Below are 19,675 nucleotides of genomic sequence, written 5' to 3' on the forward strand. Positions count from 1 at the left end.
GTTTCCAGTGTGGTTTATGGATTTGAAATACGCTCCCCATCTGGCCGCTATAATGAAGCGCATTTCAAATCCACCACACTAGGACCAGTCGGCCTGCAAAGGTGGAAGGGCATGATCCGGCCCAATCTCTCGGATCATGCCCTTGAGGTAACGAAGAACGGGTCTATAGCGCCCGCCCGATCTGAAGCCGCATGATCTCCGCCGTCCCCGCGAAAATGCGATGCAGGCGGCCTGCGGTGAACAGGCGGGACACCGGATATTCATGCATATAGCCCGCCCCGCCATGAAGCTGGACGCACTGGTCGAGTACACGCCCTTCCATTTCCGGCAGCCATAGTTTCGCGACGGTCGCCTCGCCCATGTCGACCTCTCCCTTGCGCTCGTAGGTGCGCAGGCAATGGTCGATATAGGCTTGGCCGACGTCGAGTTCCGCCTTCATGTCGGCCAACTTGAACTGGGTATTCTGGAAGTCGAAGATGGTCTGGCCGAAAGCCCGGCGGTTCTTGACGAACTCGACGGTCAGGTCGAAGGCGCGGGTCGCGGCGGCATGGGCAATGATGCTCCACATCAGCCGGTCACGGTTGAGGCTTTTCACCAGCACCTTGAACCCGCCATTCATGGGGCCGAACAGATTGCTCGCCGGCACGCGCACATTGTCGAACAGCAGTTCGCCGTTATTGGAGGCATGGCAGCCCATTTTCCTGAGGATGCGCCCGATGCCCAGGCCCGGTAGGTCACGCTCGACAAGGAAGATCGAAATGCCGCGCGATCCGGCCGACGGATCAGTCTTGCACGCGACCATGAACAGGTCGGCGTCGGCGATCCCGCTAATATAGGTCTTGGCGCCGTTGATTACATAATCGTCGCCGTCGCGCACCGCCGTCGTGCGGATCGAGGCAAGGTCGCTGCCCGAATCCGGCTCGGTCACGGTGAAGGCGAGCAGGCATTCCCCGCGTACCATTTTCGGCAGCCATTGACGTTTCTGTTCTTCCGTGCCGAAGTCCATCAACTGTTCGCACATCTGGTCGCGCTGGAAGGCTGGGCCGATGCTGGCGCCGGAGATGGAATAGCCCATTTCCTGCGTCATCACTGTCAACGGCGGAGTAAAAGTCGGCCATTGGGCGGCGCAAAATCAGGCCGGGTGATCCGTGTGCTGGCGAGCGCCGCGAGGGCGTAGCCCGAGTGGGGGTCGCCAACACACGGATGGTCTTTTCTGTCAGGGGTTGGAGCGTGCCTTGCGCGCCTGGCTTTGGGCCAGACGATAGCTCTCTCCGTTCATCTCGAGTATGGAGACGTGGTGGGTAAGCCGGTCGAGGAGCGCGCCTGTCAGGCGCTCGGAGCCGAACGTTTCGGTCCACTCGTCGAACGGCAAGTTGCTGGTGATCAGCGTCGAGCCGCGCTCGTAACGCTGCGAGATCAGCTCGAACAGCAGTTCCGCGCCGGTTTTCGAGAGCGGCACGAACCCCAGTTCATCGATGATGAGGAGCTTGTATCCGGCCATTTGCTTGTGGAGGCGCAGAAGGCGGCGTTCGTCGCGTGCCTCCATCATCGCGCTGACCAGCGCGGACGCGGTGGTGAAGCCGACCGTCAGGCCCTTCTGGCAGGCGGCAAGGCCGAGGCCGATCGCCACATGGGTCTTGCCGGTTCCCGAGGGACCAAGGGCTATGACGTTCTCGCGGCGGTTGATCCAGTCGCAGCGTGCCAGTTCCAGCACCTGCATCTTGTTGAGCTTGGGGATCGCGGCAAAGTCGAAGCTGTCGAGGCTCTTGGCGGCCGGGAACTTCGCAGCCTTGATCCGGCGCTCGACCATCCGGCGTTCCCGGTCGATCAGCTCCAGTTCGACAAGCCGGGCAAGGTAGCGGACGTGATCTGCGCCCTCGGCCGCGCATCGCCGGGCCAGCTTGTCATGCTCGCGCAGGAAGGTTGGTAGCTTGAGCGTCTTGAGGTGGCTGGCCAGTAACAGCTCGGGGGACGGACTGCTCATGCCGCATCCTTCGCATCGCCCGAGAGCAACTGCATGTAGGAGCGCGCCGATGTCGTCTCCACCCTGGCTCTGGGCAGATAGGGATAGATCGCCATGTCCAATCGGGGTGGTCGGCGCTCCACCCGGCACAGCAGGAGATGCTTCACGGCATCAAAGCCGATCGCCCCGATATCGAGAGCCTGCTTTACGGCCGCATGCAGATCGGCAAGCGTGAAGCTCTCCAGCAGACGCAGCACCTGCACATACTCGCGCCGACCATGCTTGCCCATACGAGCTTCCATGAGGCGGCGCAGCGTTGCAAACGCTTCGGGCAGGTGCCAGCCTTGCAGGGGCGCTGCCTGATCGAGCGCATTGATCTTCTGTTCGATCAGGGGAAGGTAATGGATGGGATCGAAGATCACGTCCTCGCGCTCGTAGCTGCGCACATGACGGGCAATGACCTCGCCCCGGCAGCCGATCACCACCTCGCCGACATAGCCCCGGATCCATACCTCCTGATGGCCGAAGCGCACCGGCACCGAGTAATCATTGGTCCGGTAACGCACCAGCGCCTGCGACGAGACCTGGCCGCTGGTCTGGTCACAAGCCTCGAACGGGGCAGCCGGCAGTTCCTGCATCGCCGCCAGATCGCGCTTCAGCCTCTCGCCGATCGTCTCGCTCTCGCCCCGCAGCCGGTCGTTCTGACGCTTGCGGCATTGCTCCTCGAGCCACAGGTTGAACGCCTCCCACGTCGCGAACCGGGGGATCGGCACCATGAAGTTGCGGCGAGCATAACCGACCAGCCCTTCAACACTGCCTTTGTCGTTCCCCCTGCCGGGACGGCCGTAACGATCGCGGATCAGGTAATGCGACAGGAAGCCGCTGAACAGCCGGGCGCGCTGCCTCGTGCCGTCGGGCAGGATCTTCGAGACCAGGCAGCGGTCGTTATCGTAGACGATCGACAGCGGCACCGCGCCGAAAAACGCGAAGGCGTGCACGTGGCCGTCCATCCATGCCTCGGCAACGGCAGCGGGATAGGCGCGCACGTAGCAGGCGTCGCTGTGCGGTAGATCGAGCACGAAGAAATGCGCCTTCTGCACAACACCGCCGATCTCGACCATGGCCTCACCAAAATCTGCCTGGGCATGGCCGGGCGCATGCGCCAGCGGCACGAACATCTCCCGGCTGCGCTGCTCGCGCTGTCGGATGTAATCCTTGATGATCGTGTAGCCGCCGGTGAAACCGTGCTCTTCGCGAAGGCGGTCAAATACCCGCTTCGCCGTATGACGCTGCTTGCGCGGAACCTGACGGTCACCATCAAGCCATGCATCGATGATCGGAACGAACGCTTCCAGCTTGGGCCGCCGCACCGCCGCCGTCCGGCGGTAACCGGGGGGCTCCGAATACGACAGCATCTTGCGGACCGTGTCGCGCGATACGTTGAAATGCTTCGCCGCCTCACGCTGGCTCATGCCGCCCGCGCAAGCAAGACGCACCTTCAGGTAAAGATCCACGGTATATATCTCCACGCCCTCCCTGCTCGCGCAAAGAAGGCAAAGTGGACGACTTTTACGCCGCCCGCAGCAGCACTTCGCCGCCGCCACCGTGGTCTAATTTTGCACCGCCGTTCTCAGTCATCACGACACGGTCGAGGAAATCGCCGCCGGGGCCGCCAAATTCCTCCGGCACGCCGATGCCGAGTATTCCCGCCTCACCCGCCTTCAACCAGAAGCTGCGCGGGATGGCGTGATCCTCATCCCATTGTTCCGCGAAGGGATCGGCCTGCGTCTCGAAGAAATGGCGGACGGTGCGGCGAAACGTCTCATGCCCGTCAGTGAAAATGTCGGGATCGATATTTAACGGCATGGCCTCTCCGATCTTGTTCGCTTTATGATAATATGCTTGATCACTACATGGCCCGACCGGGACCGACAAGCGAAAAGGGAGAGGGATATGGATCGGATTTCCATCGAGCACGGCGAAGGCATCTGCACGATCATGATCGACCGGCCCGACCGGATGAATGCCATCGATGACGCGATGACGCGGCGGCTGACGGAGATTTTCGAGGCGCTGGCCGAGGATGGAGCGACGCGGGTGGTGGTGATCGCGGGCAAGGGCAAGCATTTCTCCGCCGGCGGCGACATCGGCAATATCGCTGACTGGCTCTCGCCCGATCCGCAGGTCCGGTATGATCGGTTCACGCAGGCGGTCAGCAGCCTGTCCAAGCCGCTGGCGCTGGCGATGCAGCGTGTGCCGCAGCCGGTGATCGCCTCGGTGCGCGGGCACGCCATTGGTGTGGCGCTGCAGATCGTTCTGCTGGCCGATCTGGTGGTCGCGTCGGATAGTGCGAAGTTCAGCCTGCCGCAGCTCGATCTGGCCCATACACCCGACCATGGCGAGAGCTGGGCCTTGACGCGCAAGATCGGCCTCGCCCGCGCCATGCAGATGTCGCTGATGGCCGAGCGGATCGATGCGGCGACGGCGGAGCGCTACAATCTGGTGAACTGGGTAGTGGCGGACGAGGCGCTGGAGCCGCGCACGGAGGAGGTGGCGCGGCGGATCGCGAGCAGACCGGCGGCGGCGGCGCAGGGGGCAAAGGCGTTGTTCCAGAGCGGGCAGCAGCGCACGCTGGCCGAAGCACTGGACGCGGAGATCGCCATGCTGGGCAAGGTCGCCATGCAGGAGGATTTCGTCGAGGCGATCACTGCTTTTACAGAGAAGCGCCCCCCGGTTTTCGGGGGGTGCTGATCGGTTTCTGCAGGTTTCGTGCTCCTGCGCAGGCAGGAGCACTCCCTTATTTTACGGAATAGGGTGTTATCGCGCCGTCACGCGAACGTTCATCTGATACACACCGCGGAAGACCCATACCGGAAGGAAATCGAGCGCTTCGTCCAGCACCTCAATGGTCTTCACCTTGCGCACCAGCGCGCCGAGAAATTCAGTGAGCTGCATCTTGGCGAGATGATGACCGAGGCAGAAATGCACGCCCGGCGCGAACACCATCGATCCGCGATTGTCGCGGGTGAAGTCGATCCGGTCCGCATTCTGGAACACCGCCGGGTCGCGATTGGCCGTGGCGATCAGCACGGCGATCATGTCGCCCTTCCGGATCTTGTGGCCATATAGCTCGAAATCCTCATAGACGAGGCGCGGCTGGCCGCCGACCATGGCGATATGGCGCTGAAGCTCGGTCACGATGTCGAGCATCTTGTCCTGATTGCCCTCGACCCAGGCCCAGGCTTCGGGGTCGCGCGCCAGAGCCTCGACCGACAGGGTGATGGTGTTCATCGTCGTGTCATGGCCCGCTACGATCGCGACATGCATCTGCGCCAATATCTCGTCATAGGAAAGGCGGTCCTCCCCCTCCGACGCATTGAGCAGGCCGGTGAGGAAATCCTCTTTCGGATCGGTGCGGCGCTTTTCCAGTTCGATGGCGACCGCCTCGTTCATCTTTTCGAGCGCCAAATTGGCCTTCTCCAGCCGTTCGGCGGTCGGTACGGTCGCCCCCACCCCTTCCATCAGCCAGGTCGCCCAGTTGCGCAGCTCCGGCGTCAGTTCGGGCGGCATGCCGAGCAGCTGGAACAACACGTCGCCGGTCATGGCGCGCGATATGCCCTCGTTGAACTCCAGCTCGCCCTCGGCAATCATCTTGTCGACCAGCGATTCCGCACGGGCGCGGGCAAAGGGGCGGAAGCCCTCGACGATCTTGCGGTTCAGCGCCTTCATCAGCAACGAGCGCAGGCGGGCATGGCGCTCGCCCTCGGTGCTGGTGATCCAGAGGTCCGAATATTTGACGAGCGTGGGAATGCGCGCGTCCCATTGCTCCGGCGGGATCAGGTGAAAGACCGGGAACATGCGCCCATCATTGGTGACCGGGATGCGCCGCTGGAAGGCATCGACCACATCGGCATGGCGGGTGATGAACCAGCATCGCGACTGCTCGCTCCAGAAGACCGGCGTCTGGTCGCGAATATGGTCGAGATCGTCGATCATCGCCTTGCCGCGCTCACGCGGGGCGTTGGTCAGGTCGACATCCACATAGTCCTGCACGTTCATCTTCATCCCTTCCCTTTTCTTATCCTGTCACGCCACGGCCTGCTCTGTGTAGAGGCTCTCGATCGACTCCTCCGCATAGCCAAGCGCGGCCAGCATTTCCCGCGTATGCGCCCCCGGCATCGGCGCGGGCAGGTCATTGCCCAGAGCCGAACGCGATAGGGAGAAAGCGGTGCCGATCTCGTTGATCTGGCCGAAGGCGGCATGCTGTGTCGCGCGGATGGTGCCGCGAGCGATCAGGTCCGGGTCAGTTAATATCTGCTGTTCCTTGCCGTCGCGGCAGGCCTCCACCCAGACACCATGGGGTTCGAGCGCGACCTTGAGCTGAGCATGGTCCAGCCGGCCGACACGGGCGGCGATCAGCCCTTCCTCCAGCTCGGGCAGGTCGAGGGCGTTGCGCAGGCCGGCGACGGCCCGCTCCCCCCGTGCGACGATGGCGACCCAGCCGTCCGCCGCTTCATACAGGCATTCGAGCGGAGTATAACCGCTAAGGCTCGCGCTCAGCGCCGGGATGCCGGCAAAGCTGCCATCGGGGCGCTGGATCAGTTCGGACAGCGTATAGATGCCCGCATTGCACAGCGGCGATTCCAGCGAGACGCTGCGCCCGGTGCGCTCACGGTGGAGCAGCGCCGCCATCACCGCGACCGCGCCGATCATGCCGCCCGCAATGTCGACCAGATTGGTGCGGTTCCAGCGCGGATCATTGCCCGCACCCGCCGCCTTCACCTCATGACCGGTCCAGGCCTGCATCACCATGTCGAACCCGGCCTTGGCGGCGGCGGGACCTTCATTGCCGAAGGCAGGCGCCTCCAGCGCGATCAGCGCGGGATTGACCTGGCTGAGGCTCTGCGGATCGACACCCAGCCGCCTTGCGACGCCAGGGCGGAAATTGTTCATCACCACATCCGCGCCCGCGCACAGTTGCCGCACCACCTTCAGCCCATCGGCATGTTTCAGGTCGACGCCGATCACCCGCTTGGCATGGTTTGCAACGGCGAAGGATTTGAAGATCGAGCGGTTGGGATCGCCCTGCTTGGCCTCGACCTTGACCACGTCAGCGCCCAGATCAGCCAGCGCCACGCCCGCGAGCGGCCCTGCGACAAAGGCGCCGCAATCGACGACCCTCAGCCCTTCGAGCGGCTTGCGGCCCTTTTGCGCGCGCTTGGCCGCGCCCTCGCCCAGCGGCACGGCGGCGAAGGGCAGGCCGACATGACGGGTGCCGTCCGCTTCCGCTACGATGATGCGGTTATGGATGACCTGCGGGTCGGACCAGCAGGCGCCGGGCAACTGCACCTCCTCGGCGGGCAGGCCGCGTTCCCAGATGCGGGCGAGCAGATCGTCGCAATCCTTCTTCGCCACATGAGCGGCCAGCAGATCGTAATCGCCGAAGAAATCCTTCCGGCTGCCGCCCGGTTTGGGCATGCCGCTGTCGCCGGGCAGGACGGTGGGATCATCAATCTCCAGCGCCTGATAGAAGCCATATTTTGACCCCGCCCCGCCGATCGCCATATGGATGAAGCGATCGTCGCGGGTGCGGAAGATGAGCGGCGCGACGCCGCGCGGGATGACGAAATCGGCCATGGGGGTCGGCTTTTCCAGTTTCGCCCAATAGGTGCCGATCCAGGGCAGCGCCCCTTCGAAGAGCGATGTGGTGACGAGCTGCCCCTGCCCCGATGCCTCCCGCTCGAACAGCGCGCCGAGGAGGCCGACCAACCCGTACAGGGCCGCGCCATAGGTGCCGGGCTCGAAGGCGTTGATGATCGGCCGGTCCGGTTCCTGTTCCCACACCAGCCCGCTGCGCACCTGCGCCAGCAATTCGGTCGATGGGCCGACATAGGCTGTGTCCGCAGGGCCGTCCGTCATGTCAAGGACGACCAGATGCGGATGCCGCGCCACCAGGTCGGCGGCATCGCGACGGCGGGGCAGGTCGGGATGATCCTCCCCGCCGATCAGGCAGGCATCGGCCTGCGCCAACAACCCTTCCAGCGCGTCCGGCGCGGCGCGGGCGGCCTTGCCGTGCCAGACCGCATAGGCGGGATAGATGGCCGCAAAAGGGTCTCCGCCCTGCGGCTCGATCCGGGTGACGCTCGCGCCGAGTTCGGCGAGCATCTTCGCCGTCAGCGCGGGGGCCATACCCACGCCCAGATCGACGATCTTGAGGCCTTCCAGCAAACCGGCTGCGCTCATCAGACTTCCTCCCCTCGATCAGCGCGTGTAGCGGCGGCCCAGAACATCCTTCATCAATTCGGTCGCGCCGGCGAAGATGCGCTGCACGCGCGCGGCGGTGAACATGCGGCTGATCGGATGATCGTCCATCCACGCCTGTCCGCCCCAGAGCTGCACACAATTGTCGAGCGTGCGGAATTCCAGTTCCGTCAACCAGATCTTCGCCATCGAGCTTTCGGCATCGGTGATGCTGTTGTTCACGACCTTGCGCAGCAGAGAATTATAGAAGGCGCGGCCGACGCGGATTTCCGTCTCCATCTGGGCAAGGACGAACTGGGTGTTCTGGAAGTCGATCAGCCGCTGACCGAACAGCTTGCGATTCTGGCAATGTTCCAGCGTCATTTCGAACGCCCGCTGCGCCGCGCCGATGGAGCGGGCGACGATCTGCAACCGGTCGAGCGCCATATTGGGTACGAACATCGCCGCCGCACCATTTTCCGGGCCGACCAGATTGCTCACAGGCACGCGCACATCGTCGAAGAACAATTCGCCCGTGTCGCCGCCCTTGTAACCCTGCGTGATCATGCGGTGCTGGGTGAAGCCGGGCGTGCCCTTTTCCACGATGATCATGCTCATGCCCTTGGCCTTCAACTCCGGGGCGGTCTTGCACAGGACATAGACGATATCGGCCTTGGCGCCGTTGGAAATGTAGATCTTGCTGCCGTTGATGACCCATTCGTCGCCATCGCGAACCGCCGTGGTGCGCGCGGCAAAAGCGTCCGAGCCCGATTCCGCCTCCGTCATGCCCATGGCCTGCACGCAGTCGCCGGTCATGATGCGGGGAAAATAGGTCTGCTTCTGCTCCTCCGTACCATAGTCGACCAGGAAATTGGTGCAGATGTCCGTGCCGATAAAGGAGCCGGCCGTCGCACCCGCCGGGGAATAGCCCAGTTCTTCCGCCGCGACCATGATCGAGAAGCGATTCGCGCCGGGGCCGCCATAGGCTTCGGGGATGGTGGCGCCCAGGATCCCATATTCGCCCGCCTTGTTCCAGATCGCGCGGTCGGTCCCGGATTCTTCGAATTCGCGATAGCGCGGCTCCACCTCCCGCTCGAAATAGGCGCGCACGGTGGCGCGGAACATCTCCATTTCTTCGCCATAGGGGCTGTCTTCGGTCTCGAAATTCCGGGGGTCCAGCTTCAGGAAAACGCCGCTCATCCTCATCCTCCATTGCCGATACGCAGGTATCGGTCATGTTTTGCCGGTCGATGGACGCACGAACTGGTCCGGCTGATTCCCTCGACGCGGTTTCACTATTGTGATGTAGCAGATGATACGCTAGCGCAATATGAAAATCACTTGGGAGAGCGAGCCATGGCGAATGAAGATCTGGTCCGGCAGGTAGAAGCCTTCATGCTGGAGCGGGTGATCCCGACAGAGCATGAGCATCATCAGCAGCTGCAGGCGGCGGAAAATCGCTGGACCTATACGCCGATCATGCGCCAGCTGCGGGCGGAAGCGAAGGAAAAGGGGCTGTGGCTGTTCCCCATGCCGGTCGAGCTGGGCGGGCGCGGCCTGTCGCTGATGGATTATGCGCCGATCTGCGAGATCATGAACTGGTGCAATCACGGGCCGGAAATCTTCAACTGCTATACCGGCACCATTTCCAACAGCACCGCCATGAACAACCATGCGTCGGCGGAACTCAAGGAGCGCTATCTGAAGCCTCTGGTGGCGGGGGATATCCGGTCCTGCATCTCCATCACCGAGCGCAACGTGCCTTCGTCCGACCCCACCGACCTCAAATTCGAGATCAGGCGCGAGGGTGACGACTATGTGTTGAACGGGGTCAAGAGCTGGGCGACCGGCGGGGCGATGGACGAATGCCGCTTCTTCCTGGTGTTGGGCGCGACCGATGTGAACGCACCGCGCCATGCGCGCCATTCGATGGTGCTGGTGCCGCGCGAGGCGGCGGGCCTCAGCCTCGGCCGGATCGAGACGGTGATGGGCTATGATGACGCACCCTTTGGCCATTGCGACCTGATCTTCGACAATGTCCGCATTCCCGCCAGCAACCTGATCGGCAAGGAAGGCGAAGGCTTTCTGATGATGCAAGCGACGCTGGGCGTCGGGCGCATCCAGCTCGGCATGGGCGCGATCGGCGCGGCGGAACGGGCGATGATGGAAATGTGCAGCTGGGTGGAAAAGCGCATCATCGGCGGCCGTCCGCTGGTCGAGCGGCAGGTCGTGACCGATGCCATTGCCCGCAGCCGCATCGAGATCGACGCCTGCCGCGCCTTCATCGTGCAGACTGCGCGGCGGATGCAGGAGCAGGGCATGAAGGCGGTGCGCGGCGAGATCGCGCAATTGAAGGTGATGGCGCCCGATGTGGCGCTGAAGGTGCTGGACCGGGCGATGCAGTTCCATGGCGGCGCGGGTCTCAGCTATGACACGCCGCTGCCGGAAATGTGGGCGCATATGCGCACCGTGCGGATCGGCGAAGGCGCCGACGAGGTGCATCGCGAAACCATCGCCAAGGTGGAACTGAAGCGGCAGGCCGAATGGCGTGCTGCCCGTGGCTGGAAGTGATTCCTGTTGACGGGCACGCATTTGCCCATATAGTTCGTATGTGTATCATAAACATGCAAATCGAGAGTCGAGCCTATGAGCCTCAGCACTGATGCGCCGCGTCCGGCCTTTCCCTTCATCACCATCGATGCGGCGGGCCAGCCCAGCCTGATCGCCCAGAAATGCACTGCCTGCGGCGCGACCTATGCCGATAGCGAGCGGGTCGCCTGCGGACGCTGCGGCGGGCGGGCCGATGTGCTGGAGAGCTTCATTCCCGCCTCAGAGGGCGTGCTGCATTCGGCGGTGATCGTGCGGCGCGGCTTTCCGGGGGTGGAGGTGCCCTTCATCTCCGCCGTGGTCGATCTGGACGGCGGGCCAACGGTGAAGGGTACGCTGCGTCACACCGCCGGGTTCGAACCGGAACATGCCGCCCCCGGCCAGCGCGTGCGGGTGTGTTTCGACGATGCGCTGGGCCGCAAGGACAAGGACGGCAACAGCTATATCGCCCATTATTTCGAACCGGTCTCGGCCTGAGGAGTGCCCTTTCATGAGTGACATTTACATTGTGGGCATCCACATGATCGATTTCGGTCGCTACCCCCATCGCACGCCCGCGCAACTGGGCGCGCAGGCGGCGCTGGAGGCGCTGGACGAGGCCGGCATCACCATCAAGGACGTGCAGGCGGTCTTTTCGGGCAGCAATTACACAACGATGATCGGTCAGCGCGTGTTGCAGCAGATCGGCCAGACCGGCGTGCAGATCGTCAATCTGGTCAATGCCTGCTCGACCGGCGCTTCGGCGGTGCGCATGGCCTATACGGCGATCAAGGCGGGCGAGTTCGACACAGTGCTTTGCTTCGGCGTCGAGCAGATGACGGGGCTGGGCATGCTGGGCGGGGCGGCGCCGGGCGCGATCCCGACCGAGGGGATTTTGGGATCGGCCACCATGCCCGCGGTATTCGGGGAATCGGGCGTCGAATATATGGCGCGCACTGGCGCAGCCCAGGCGGACTTCGCGCAGGTGGCGGTCAAGAACCATCACAATGCGACGATGAATCCCAAGGCCTTCCTGCGCAAGGAAACGCCGCTCGACATGGTGCTGGAGGCGGAGACGATCGCTTGGCCGCTGACCAAGCTGATGTGCTCGGTCAATGTCGACGGCGCGGCGGCGGCAGTGGTCATGTCGGAGGAGCAGGTGAAACGGCGCGGGCTGATGGATCGCGCGATCCGCATCCGTGGCTCGGCCATGGCTTCGGCGCCGTGGCAGGAGCGCGATCCGATCATGCACGATGTCAACGGGCCGACCCGACTGGCGGCGCAGAAAGCCTATGCGATGGCAGGGGTCGATCCCAAGGATCTCGATCTGGTCGAGCTGCATGACTGCTTCGCCTCGGTCGAGTTGCAGCATTATGAGAATCTGGGGCTGTGCGGCGAGGGCGAAGGCGTGCGGATGATCCGTGACGGGTCGACCGAGCTGGCCGGTTCGATCCCGGTCAATGCGTCGGGCGGGCTGCTGTCAAAGGGGCATCCGATCGCGGCAACGGGCATCGCGAACATGTATGAGATCGCCCTCCACCTGCGCGGTCAGGCGGGCGAGCGTCAGGTCAAGGGCGCGAAGATCGGCATGACCCATGTGGTTGGCCTCGGCACCAGCGCGGCGGTGCATATTTTCGAGAAAGCGTAAAGCGTAACGTCATCCCCGCGAAGGCGGGGATCCATCTCCCATAAACGCTCAGGAAATGGGTTCCCGCCCGCGCGGGAACGACGATTCCCTATTCAGCGCTCCGTCCATTGCGGCCTGCGCTTCTCCATGAAGGCGGCCATGCCCTCGGCGAAATCAGCGCTGGCCATGACCTGGGTACGCAGTGCGGCTTCCTGCCGGTCGAGCTCCTCCAGCGAGGCGCCTTCAAGGGTCATCTGGACGATCCGGCGGGAGGCTGTAACCGCGAGCGGGGCGCCCTCCAGCATCTGACCCGCGAGCCTGCGCGCGACGGAGAGCGCCTCACCTGCGGGCGCCAGTTCCGACACCAGACCCAGCGCATAGGCGCGGGCCGCATCGATCCGCTCGCCGGTCAGCGCGAGTTGCATGGCGATGGAGGCGGGCAGCTTGCGCGCCAGTTGCGTAAGGCCGCCACCCATGGCGGCTGCGCCAACCCTGGGTTCGGGGAGCGCGAAGGCGGCGCGCTCATCAGCGACGATGATGTCGCAGGCCAAAGCAATCTCGAAGCCGCCGCCCATCGCCAGACCATTGACGGCGGCAATCACCGGCTTGGTCCGGGCGCGGTTGTGGGTCAGCCCTCCCCCACCCTCCGGCGGCAGCGGACGATTGGTGCCCGCGACATAGGCCGAGATATCCGATCCGGCACAAAAGGCGCGGCCCGCGCCGGTCAAGATCGCGACGCGCAGAGCCGGGTCAGCCTCATAATCGCGAAAGATCGCGGCCATCTGTTCGTGCGATTCGGGAACCAGCGCATTCAGCTTTTCCGGATAGTTCATCGTCACGATCAGGATCGGCCCGTCGCGCTCGATCAGGCAATAGTCCATCACCGGCTCCCCTATCAGATTGAAACCACCTCGGTTCGCTTCGAGCGGAGGTTTGGCCATTTCAATAACGGCCGGGTGCGCTCAGCTTCGTGGCGGCGGGCTGGACGCCCTGGATACCGCAGCCGGTCCAGGCAATGACGTCGCCGGCCTGTTCCATCGCTTCGAGCGGCGGCAGGGCCGCATCCCAGAGCCGCGCCTGAATGCGGCGGCCGTTGATCCCGTCGGACGCATCCGAGGCGAGGAACGCCATGGGCGGCCCCATAATCTCCGGCGGCAGCACCGCCTTCCGGGGTAAGCCCATTTCATCGGTCATCCGCGACCCGCAGCCGCCGCCGGGAACCAGGACATTGGCGGTCACGCCGCTGCCCGCAAGGTCATTGGCCATGATCGCCGTTTCTGCCTCCAGCCCCGATTTGGACGCGCCGTAGAGCGAGCTGCGCAGCATCGTATCGAGGCTGGTCGTGTTCGCAACGATCCGACCCCAACCGCGCGCTTTCATCTGATCCACCAGCCGGATCGCGAGGATCATGGGCGCCACCGTGTTGATCGCCAGATAGCGCTCGATGATCGTCCGGTCCGACCGCCAGAAGCGATAGGGATTGGTGAGATAGTCCTTCGACACCTCGTTGATCGCGATGCCGGCATTGTTGACGAGAATGTCAATCGTGCCGAAACGGTCGAGCGCGACATCGGCCAGCCGTTCCGCCTCCCCCGCCACGGCGAGGTCGGCAAGGACATAATCAACCTTCGCCACGCCCAATGCGCGGCATTCGGCAGCGGTCGCGATCAGCGTATCTTCGCTGCGGGAGGAGAGGAGCAGGCTGTGCCCATCCCTCGCCAGCGCATGGGCCATGACGCGCCCCAGTCCCCGGCCGCCGCCGGTTAGTAGAACTGTGCGGCTCATGATGGCGCCTCCTCAATTCATTGTGTTCCTGCGCGGCAGGAATCCAGTTCAGACGGCAGGACTGGACTCCTGCTTTCGCAGGAGTAGGTCGTGCGACAGGCTAGAGCATGTTCCGATCAGATTGAATCGCACCATGCTCTCATTATCTTTTGTTTTCCGCATTTTCCGAGTCGTCAGATGATCCCATCTGACTAAAAAATGCTCTAGGCGGCGGCTGCGACCGGCGCGTCCAGTGCGGCGACCTGCTTGGCGATTTCCGCCTCATAGAGCGCGACATTGGCGTCCTTCACATGGCCATAGCCCTTCACCATGTCGGGCAGTTCGGCGATGGCGGCGATCTGTGCCTGCGAACCGGGCGAGAGGCGCGGCAGCAGCCCTTCGATCAGCGTGCGATAGTCGGTGATCAGGCGGCGCTCCATCCTGCGCTCGGCGGTCTTGCCGAAAATGTCAAAAGCACCGCCGCGCAGGCCCTTCATCTTCGCCAGCAGTTTGAAGCCAGTGAAGATCCATGGGCCAAACTCTATCTTCTTCGGTTCGCCGCCGGGCTTGGCCGGGCGCGCGATCAGCGGCGGGGCGAGCTGGACCTTGAGCTTATAATCGCCCTCGAAGCTCTGTTCCAGCCGCTCGCGAAACTCTGGCGCGCTGTAGAGGCGGGCGACCTCATATTCATCCTTGTAGGACATGAGTTTGGAGAGAGTGCGCGCCACAGCCGTCGTGACCTTGAGGTCGCCGCCAAGCCCCGCCGCCGTTTCCGCCGCGCGGACGCGGGCGACGAAATCGGCATAGCCCTGCGCATAGGCGGCATTCTGATAGTCGGTCAGATGCTGGATGCGACGGGCAAGCAGGCTGTCGAGATCCTGCGACAACGGTTCCTGCGTCGAATGGATGCCGGTGCGGGCGATATAGTCCTGCAAGCGCGCCGGATCATGGGCCGCCAACCGCCCCCAGTTGAACACCTGAAGCGTCGATTTCACCTGCGATCCGTTGAGCTTGATCGCTTCCTCGATCGACGCGATGCTGAGCGGCACGAAGCCCTTCTGCACCGCATAGCCCAGCATGAACATGTTGGTGGTGATGCTGTCGCCCATCAGCTTGGTCGCGATCTGGGTGGCGTCGATGCCCTCGACATGATCGCCCACGACGCTGCGCAGGACTTCGAGCTGCTTTTCCGGACCGAAATTGATGGCGTTGTTCGACTGGAACTGCGCGGTCGGCACGACTTCGGTGTTGACGATGATCTGCGTGTCGGGCGCGACCATATCCAACGTCGCGGGGCTAGTGGTGACCACCATGTCGCAGCCGATGACGAGATCTGCCGACTGGTTCCAAAGGCGCGGCGCATGCAGCTGTTCGGGCGAGGGCGCGATGCGGATGTGGCTGAGAACACCGCCACCCTTTTGCGCCATGCCGGTCATGTCCATCACCGATGCGCCCTTGTTATCGAGATGCGCGGCCATGCCCGCAATCGCCGCGACGGTGAGGACGCCGGTGCCGCCAATACCGGTCAGCAGGATGTTGTAGACATCGTCATGCCGTGCTTTAGCGGGCGCCGGGATGACGCCGAAGACGCTGACCAGTTCCTCATCGCGGAAGGCCGCGCCGAACTTGCGCGGTTCGCCGCCCAGCACACTGACGAAGGAGGGGCAGAAGCCGTCCTGGCAGGAGAAATCCTTGTTGCACTGGGACTGGTCGATCTTGCGCTTGCGGCCGAATTCGGTGTCGACCGGCTGGACCGAGACGCAGTTGGATTTCTTGCTGCAATCGCCGCAGCCTTCGCACACCTCCTGGTTGATGAAGACGCGCTTGGGCGGGTTGGGGAATTTGCCCCGCTTGCGCCGGCGCCGCTTTTCCGCCGCGCAGGTCTGGTCGTATATGATCGCGGAGACGCCGGGCATCTGCTGCATCTCGCGCTGGACCTCCTCCAGTTCGCGGCGGTGGCGGATGGTGGTGCCTTCGGGCCAGCGGATGCCGGCGGGATATTTGTCCGGCTCGTCCGTGACGATGACGATGGGCTTCACACCCTCCCAATAGACCTGGTTCGCCATGGATTCGACTGTCAGCGTGCCGTCCACCGGCTGACCGCCGGTCATGGCGACCGCGTCATTGTACAGCAGCTTGTAGGTCATCTTCGCCCCGCTCGCGACGGCGGCGCGGATGGCCAGAAGCCCTGAATGGAAATAGGTGCCGTCCCCGATATTCTGGAAGGCGTGCGGCACGTCGATGAAGGGGTGCAGCCCCGCCCAGAGCATCCCCTCCCCGCCCATCTGCGCCGACCATTCGGTGGGACGATCCGGCATGAACATGGCGGAAAGGCCATGGCAACCGACGCCCGCGAAGGTCAGGCTACCATCCACCGTGCGGGTCGAGGTGTTATGCGGGCAACCGGAGCAGAAGAAGGCGGTGCGCATCAGGCCGGTCGGCTTGATGGCGTGCACTTTCGACTTGGCCTCGCGGATGCGGGTGATGCGCTCCTTCAGTGCCTCGTCGGCAATGCCCAGCGCCTCAATGCGAGCGATCAGCACATCGATGACAAGATGGACCGTGGTTTCGCCGAAATCGGGGATCAGCCGCGCGCCGCTGGGGTCGGCTTTGCCGGTGATTCCGGGACGTTCATCCGCCCGCATCGCATAGAGCAGCGATATCAGCTGCTCCTCGATGAAGGCGCTCTTTTCCTCGACCACCAGCACCTCGCGATGGCGGCGAGCGAAGGCGGTCGTGCCCTCCGGCTCGATCGGGAAAGTCATGCCGAGCTTGTAGAGGCGGATGCCAAGCGCCCGCGCCCGGTTTTCATCAATACCCAGTTCGTTCAGTGCCTCGCGCACGTCGAGATAAGGCTTACCCGCCGTGACGATGCCCAGTTCGCGCCGGTCGCTATCGAAAATGATCTTGTCGAAACCATTGGCGCGGGCAAATGCCTGCGCGGCGGGCAGCTTATATTCCACCAGGCGCCGCTCGATAGGCAGCGGCATGATATCGCCCTTGATCTTGTTGACGCCGCCGGGAGGCATGTCGAAATCGGGCAGGACCGGCAGCGAGCGGGCAGGATCGACATCGACAGTTGAGGTCCGCTCGATCGTGTCGGTCACGACCTTGAAGGCGGTATAGACACCCGCGAAGCGCGACAGGCCCCAGCCAAGCAGACCATAGTCCAGATATTCCTGCGTATTCGCCGGGTAGAGGATGGGCATCAGCGCCGCCTTCCACACCGGGTCGGAGGAGGTGGCGGTGACGGTGGACTTCCCGCCTGTGTCATCGCCGCCGATGACCAGCACGCCGCCATGCTTGGCGCTGCCCTCCAGATTGGCCTGGCGCATCACCTCAAAGCCGCGGTCGACGCCCAGATTCTTTGCATACCAGATGGCGAAGATGCCATCATATTTGGCCTGGTTATAATAATGCAGCCATTGGGTACCGCGGATCGAGGTCAGCGCCAGTTCCTCGTTCACGCCGGGCTGGAAGCGGATATGATTTTCCTTGAGCAACGCGGAGGCGGCCCAGAGATTGCTGTCGTAAATGCCGAGCGGCGAACCACGATAACCGGTGATATAGCCTGCCGTGTTCAGCCCCGCCGCCAGATCGCGCTGGCGCTGCATCATCGGCAGGCGCACCAGCGCCTGGTTGGAGGAGATGTAGATCCTCCCTTCATCCTGCGTATATTTGTCGTCGAGACGGACGGCAGCAGTCTTTGTCATGTCGTTATGTCCAGCAAGCGGGCGGCATTGCCGCCGAGAATGGCTTTGCGATCGGCCTGCGATAGTCCGGTGGCCGCGAGGAAGCCGGGAAGGTCGGTCTGGCCGATTTCGGTGGGACCATCGCTGCCTGCGATGATCCGGTCCGCGCCGAAGCGGGCGGCCAGATAGGCAAGATTTTCGGGCGAGAAGACGACCGTGTCGTACCAGAAACGCCGGGCATAGGCGGTCGGCGGTTCCTTGAGCGCCGATTGCATGGCACCGGGGAATTTGCGCCAGACCAGTTCCATCCGGTCAATTACCGAACCGATCATGCCGCCGCCATGGGCGAAGACGATCTGAAGATGGGGGAAGCGCGCGAAAATGTCGGTCGCCATGAACCCGGCGAGCGCCATCGTCCCTTCATAGGGGATGCCTACCACCGCGCCCATCAGCGCCGGACCTTCGATCCGCTCCAGCCCGCCCGGCTTGATGCCGTGGATGAAGAGGGGAAGATTGTGGCGCTGCGCCTGTTCCAGCACCGGATGGAAGCATTCTGCGGCGATGGACTGGCCGTTCACATGGCTGCCAAGGAAAATCCCCGACAGGCCGAGCGCCGCGACCTCTGCCACCTGTGCCGCCGCCCGCGCCGGGTCTTGCAGGGCGAGGATGCCCATGGCCTTGATCCGCCCGCCCGAACGGGCCGCCATGTCCGCGCCCGCCCGGTTGATCGCGTCGGTCAGGATCAGGCCAGCTTCCGGCGCGAGCCAATAGGAGAAAAGTTCGGGCAGCGGCGAGATGACCTGTACATCGACACCGGCCGCATCCATGGCGGCGATCCGCCGATCCACATCCCAATAGAGCGGTTCGAAATCGCGGAACTTGCTATCCCCCACGAACAGGGTCGCGCCGCCATCCGCCGCCGGGCGCAGGGTCGGCCAAGCGGGTTCTGCGATCCCGGCGGGCTTTGCCGGGAAAGCGGCAGGGATGAAATGGGTGTGAAAGTCGATGACCATTCACATCATCCACTGTGCGCCGTTGATCGAATGAATCTGGCCGTTGACAGCGCCGGCATCGTCGCTGGCGAGGAAGGCCACATAGGCGGCAACCTCGCGCATTTCGGTGAAGCGCTGGGAGGGGATTTCCCGCTTGGCGACTTCGCGGGGATGGACGCTCATCTTATATTTGGCGAGCGTCGCCGGATCGTCGGACATCATCGCCTGCAAATCCTCGGTTAGCACGCCGCCGGGCGAAACGACGTTGAAGGTCACGCCCTCCTTGGCGAACTCGAAGGCCAGCCCCGTCACCAGCGCATGCACCCCACCCTTGGCGGCGTTGTATCCGGCATGGCTGTAGGTGCCGGTGTGGACCGAATCCGCGCCAATATTGATGACGCGGCCATGCTGCCGCCCGATCATGCCGGGCAGGAAGGCGCGGGTGCACCAGATGGTGGTCCAGAGGTTGCGGTCGATCGTCTGGCGCAGCGTTTCGGCCGTATGCTCCAGAAAGGGGCGAATGACGCCCCCGCCCGCATTATTGACCAATATGTCCGCCCGGCCATGCGCCTCCAGCGTCGCGGCGAGCAGTGCCTGCGCGCCCTCCTCCTTGCTGAGATCGGCGGCATGGGCGATGGCGCGGGGCGATCCGGCCGCTTCAAGCTCGGCGCACAGCCCTTCCAGCGCGTCGCCGTTGATGTCCGACAGGACGAGCGCAGCGCCCTCCTGTGCCAGCCTTGTCGCTATGGCCTTGCCAATGCCCCGCGCCGATCCGGTGACGACGGCGATTTTTTCCTGGAGATTGCCCATC

General features: G+C 63.7%; 16 protein-coding genes. 4 read left to right on the top strand and 12 right to left on the bottom strand.

Annotated elements, in window-relative coordinates; translation table 11 throughout:
• Window positions 1–163: 163 nt before the first annotated feature.
• From HUK73_RS19785 to HUK73_RS19800, 4 genes are all read right to left on the bottom strand, one after another.
• Window positions 164–1,087: an acyl-CoA dehydrogenase family protein gene (locus tag HUK73_RS19785; RefSeq protein WP_255326592.1), complete on the bottom strand. Its 924-nt coding sequence runs from the start codon at window positions 1,085–1,087 to the stop codon at window positions 164–166.
• 129 nt (window positions 1,088–1,216) lie between these two features.
• Complete coding sequence (gene istB / locus HUK73_RS19790) at window positions 1,217–1,984, bottom strand: IS21-like element helper ATPase IstB (protein WP_054944222.1); 768 nt, start codon at window positions 1,982–1,984, stop codon at window positions 1,217–1,219.
• Window positions 1,981–3,477: an IS21 family transposase gene (istA, locus tag HUK73_RS19795; RefSeq protein ID WP_082430708.1), complete on the bottom strand. Its 1,497-nt coding sequence runs from the start codon at window positions 3,475–3,477 to the stop codon at window positions 1,981–1,983. Before istA ends, istB begins: the two co-directional genes overlap by 4 nt.
• Before the next feature lie 55 nt (window positions 3,478–3,532).
• Window positions 3,533–3,829, bottom strand: coding sequence for an acyl-CoA dehydrogenase family protein (locus HUK73_RS19800; protein WP_176593573.1), 297 nt, complete (start codon window positions 3,827–3,829; stop codon window positions 3,533–3,535).
• 87 nt (window positions 3,830–3,916) lie between these two features.
• Here HUK73_RS19800 and HUK73_RS19805 point away from each other — a divergent pair, with 87 nt between their 5' ends.
• On the top strand, window positions 3,917–4,714 hold the full coding sequence (locus HUK73_RS19805) for an enoyl-CoA hydratase/isomerase family protein (RefSeq protein ID WP_176593574.1): 798 nt from the start codon (window positions 3,917–3,919) through the stop codon (window positions 4,712–4,714).
• A gap of 66 nt (window positions 4,715–4,780) precedes the next feature.
• On the opposite strand, the gene HUK73_RS19810 is transcribed toward HUK73_RS19805, so the two are convergent.
• From HUK73_RS19810 to HUK73_RS19820, 3 genes are read right to left on the bottom strand one after another with little or no spacing between them, the layout of a single operon-like run.
• On the bottom strand, window positions 4,781–6,022 hold the full coding sequence (locus tag HUK73_RS19810) for a cytochrome P450 (RefSeq protein ID WP_176593575.1): 1,242 nt from the start codon (window positions 6,020–6,022) through the stop codon (window positions 4,781–4,783).
• Between the two features lie 27 nt (window positions 6,023–6,049).
• Window positions 6,050–8,206 (bottom strand): CoA transferase, encoded by a 2,157-nt coding sequence (locus tag HUK73_RS19815; protein ID WP_176593576.1) that lies wholly within the window; start codon window positions 8,204–8,206, stop codon window positions 6,050–6,052.
• An 18-nt stretch (window positions 8,207–8,224) separates the two neighbouring features.
• Window positions 8,225–9,403 (bottom strand): acyl-CoA dehydrogenase family protein, encoded by a 1,179-nt coding sequence (locus HUK73_RS19820; protein WP_176593577.1) that lies wholly within the window; start codon window positions 9,401–9,403, stop codon window positions 8,225–8,227.
• A gap of 156 nt (window positions 9,404–9,559) precedes the next feature.
• Between HUK73_RS19820 and HUK73_RS19825 the strand changes: the two genes are divergently transcribed.
• The 3 genes from HUK73_RS19825 to HUK73_RS19835 all read left to right on the top strand — a co-directional run bounded on the left by HUK73_RS19825 (window position 9,560) and on the right by HUK73_RS19835 (window position 12,437).
• The gene (locus HUK73_RS19825; RefSeq protein WP_176593578.1) at window positions 9,560–10,774 is read left to right on the top strand and encodes an acyl-CoA dehydrogenase family protein; all 1,215 of its coding nucleotides are present in this window, start codon (window positions 9,560–9,562) and stop codon (window positions 10,772–10,774) included.
• A gap of 75 nt (window positions 10,775–10,849) precedes the next feature.
• Window positions 10,850–11,287: a Zn-ribbon domain-containing OB-fold protein gene (locus tag HUK73_RS19830; protein WP_176593579.1), complete on the top strand. Its 438-nt coding sequence runs from the start codon at window positions 10,850–10,852 to the stop codon at window positions 11,285–11,287.
• Window positions 11,288–11,300: 13 nt separating this feature from the next.
• Window positions 11,301–12,437, top strand: coding sequence for a thiolase family protein (locus tag HUK73_RS19835; RefSeq protein ID WP_176593580.1), 1,137 nt, complete (start codon window positions 11,301–11,303; stop codon window positions 12,435–12,437).
• A gap of 92 nt (window positions 12,438–12,529) precedes the next feature.
• Here the strand turns inward: HUK73_RS19835 and HUK73_RS19840 are convergent, their stop codons facing one another.
• The 5 genes from HUK73_RS19840 to HUK73_RS19860 all read right to left on the bottom strand — a co-directional run bounded on the left by HUK73_RS19840 (window position 12,530) and on the right by HUK73_RS19860 (window position 19,674).
• Window positions 12,530–13,297, bottom strand: coding sequence for an enoyl-CoA hydratase-related protein (locus HUK73_RS19840; protein WP_176593581.1), 768 nt, complete (start codon window positions 13,295–13,297; stop codon window positions 12,530–12,532).
• A gap of 61 nt (window positions 13,298–13,358) precedes the next feature.
• Entirely contained in the window at window positions 13,359–14,201 is an 843-nt protein-coding gene (locus HUK73_RS19845) for an SDR family NAD(P)-dependent oxidoreductase (RefSeq protein ID WP_176593582.1), read from the bottom strand.
• 203 nt (window positions 14,202–14,404) lie between these two features.
• The gene (locus HUK73_RS19850) at window positions 14,405–17,893 is read right to left on the bottom strand and encodes an indolepyruvate ferredoxin oxidoreductase family protein (RefSeq protein ID WP_176593583.1); all 3,489 of its coding nucleotides are present in this window, start codon (window positions 17,891–17,893) and stop codon (window positions 14,405–14,407) included.
• Complete coding sequence (locus HUK73_RS19855) at window positions 17,890–18,885, bottom strand: amidohydrolase family protein (protein WP_176593584.1); 996 nt, start codon at window positions 18,883–18,885, stop codon at window positions 17,890–17,892. Before HUK73_RS19855 ends, HUK73_RS19850 begins: the two co-directional genes overlap by 4 nt.
• On the bottom strand, window positions 18,886–19,674 hold the full coding sequence (locus tag HUK73_RS19860) for an SDR family NAD(P)-dependent oxidoreductase (RefSeq protein ID WP_176593585.1): 789 nt from the start codon (window positions 19,672–19,674) through the stop codon (window positions 18,886–18,888).
• Window position 19,675 lies beyond the last annotated feature (1 nt).

The sequence above is a fragment of the Sphingobium sp. EM0848 genome (genome assembly GCF_013375555.1).
Taxonomy (GTDB): Bacteria; Pseudomonadota; Alphaproteobacteria; order Sphingomonadales; family Sphingomonadaceae; genus Sphingobium.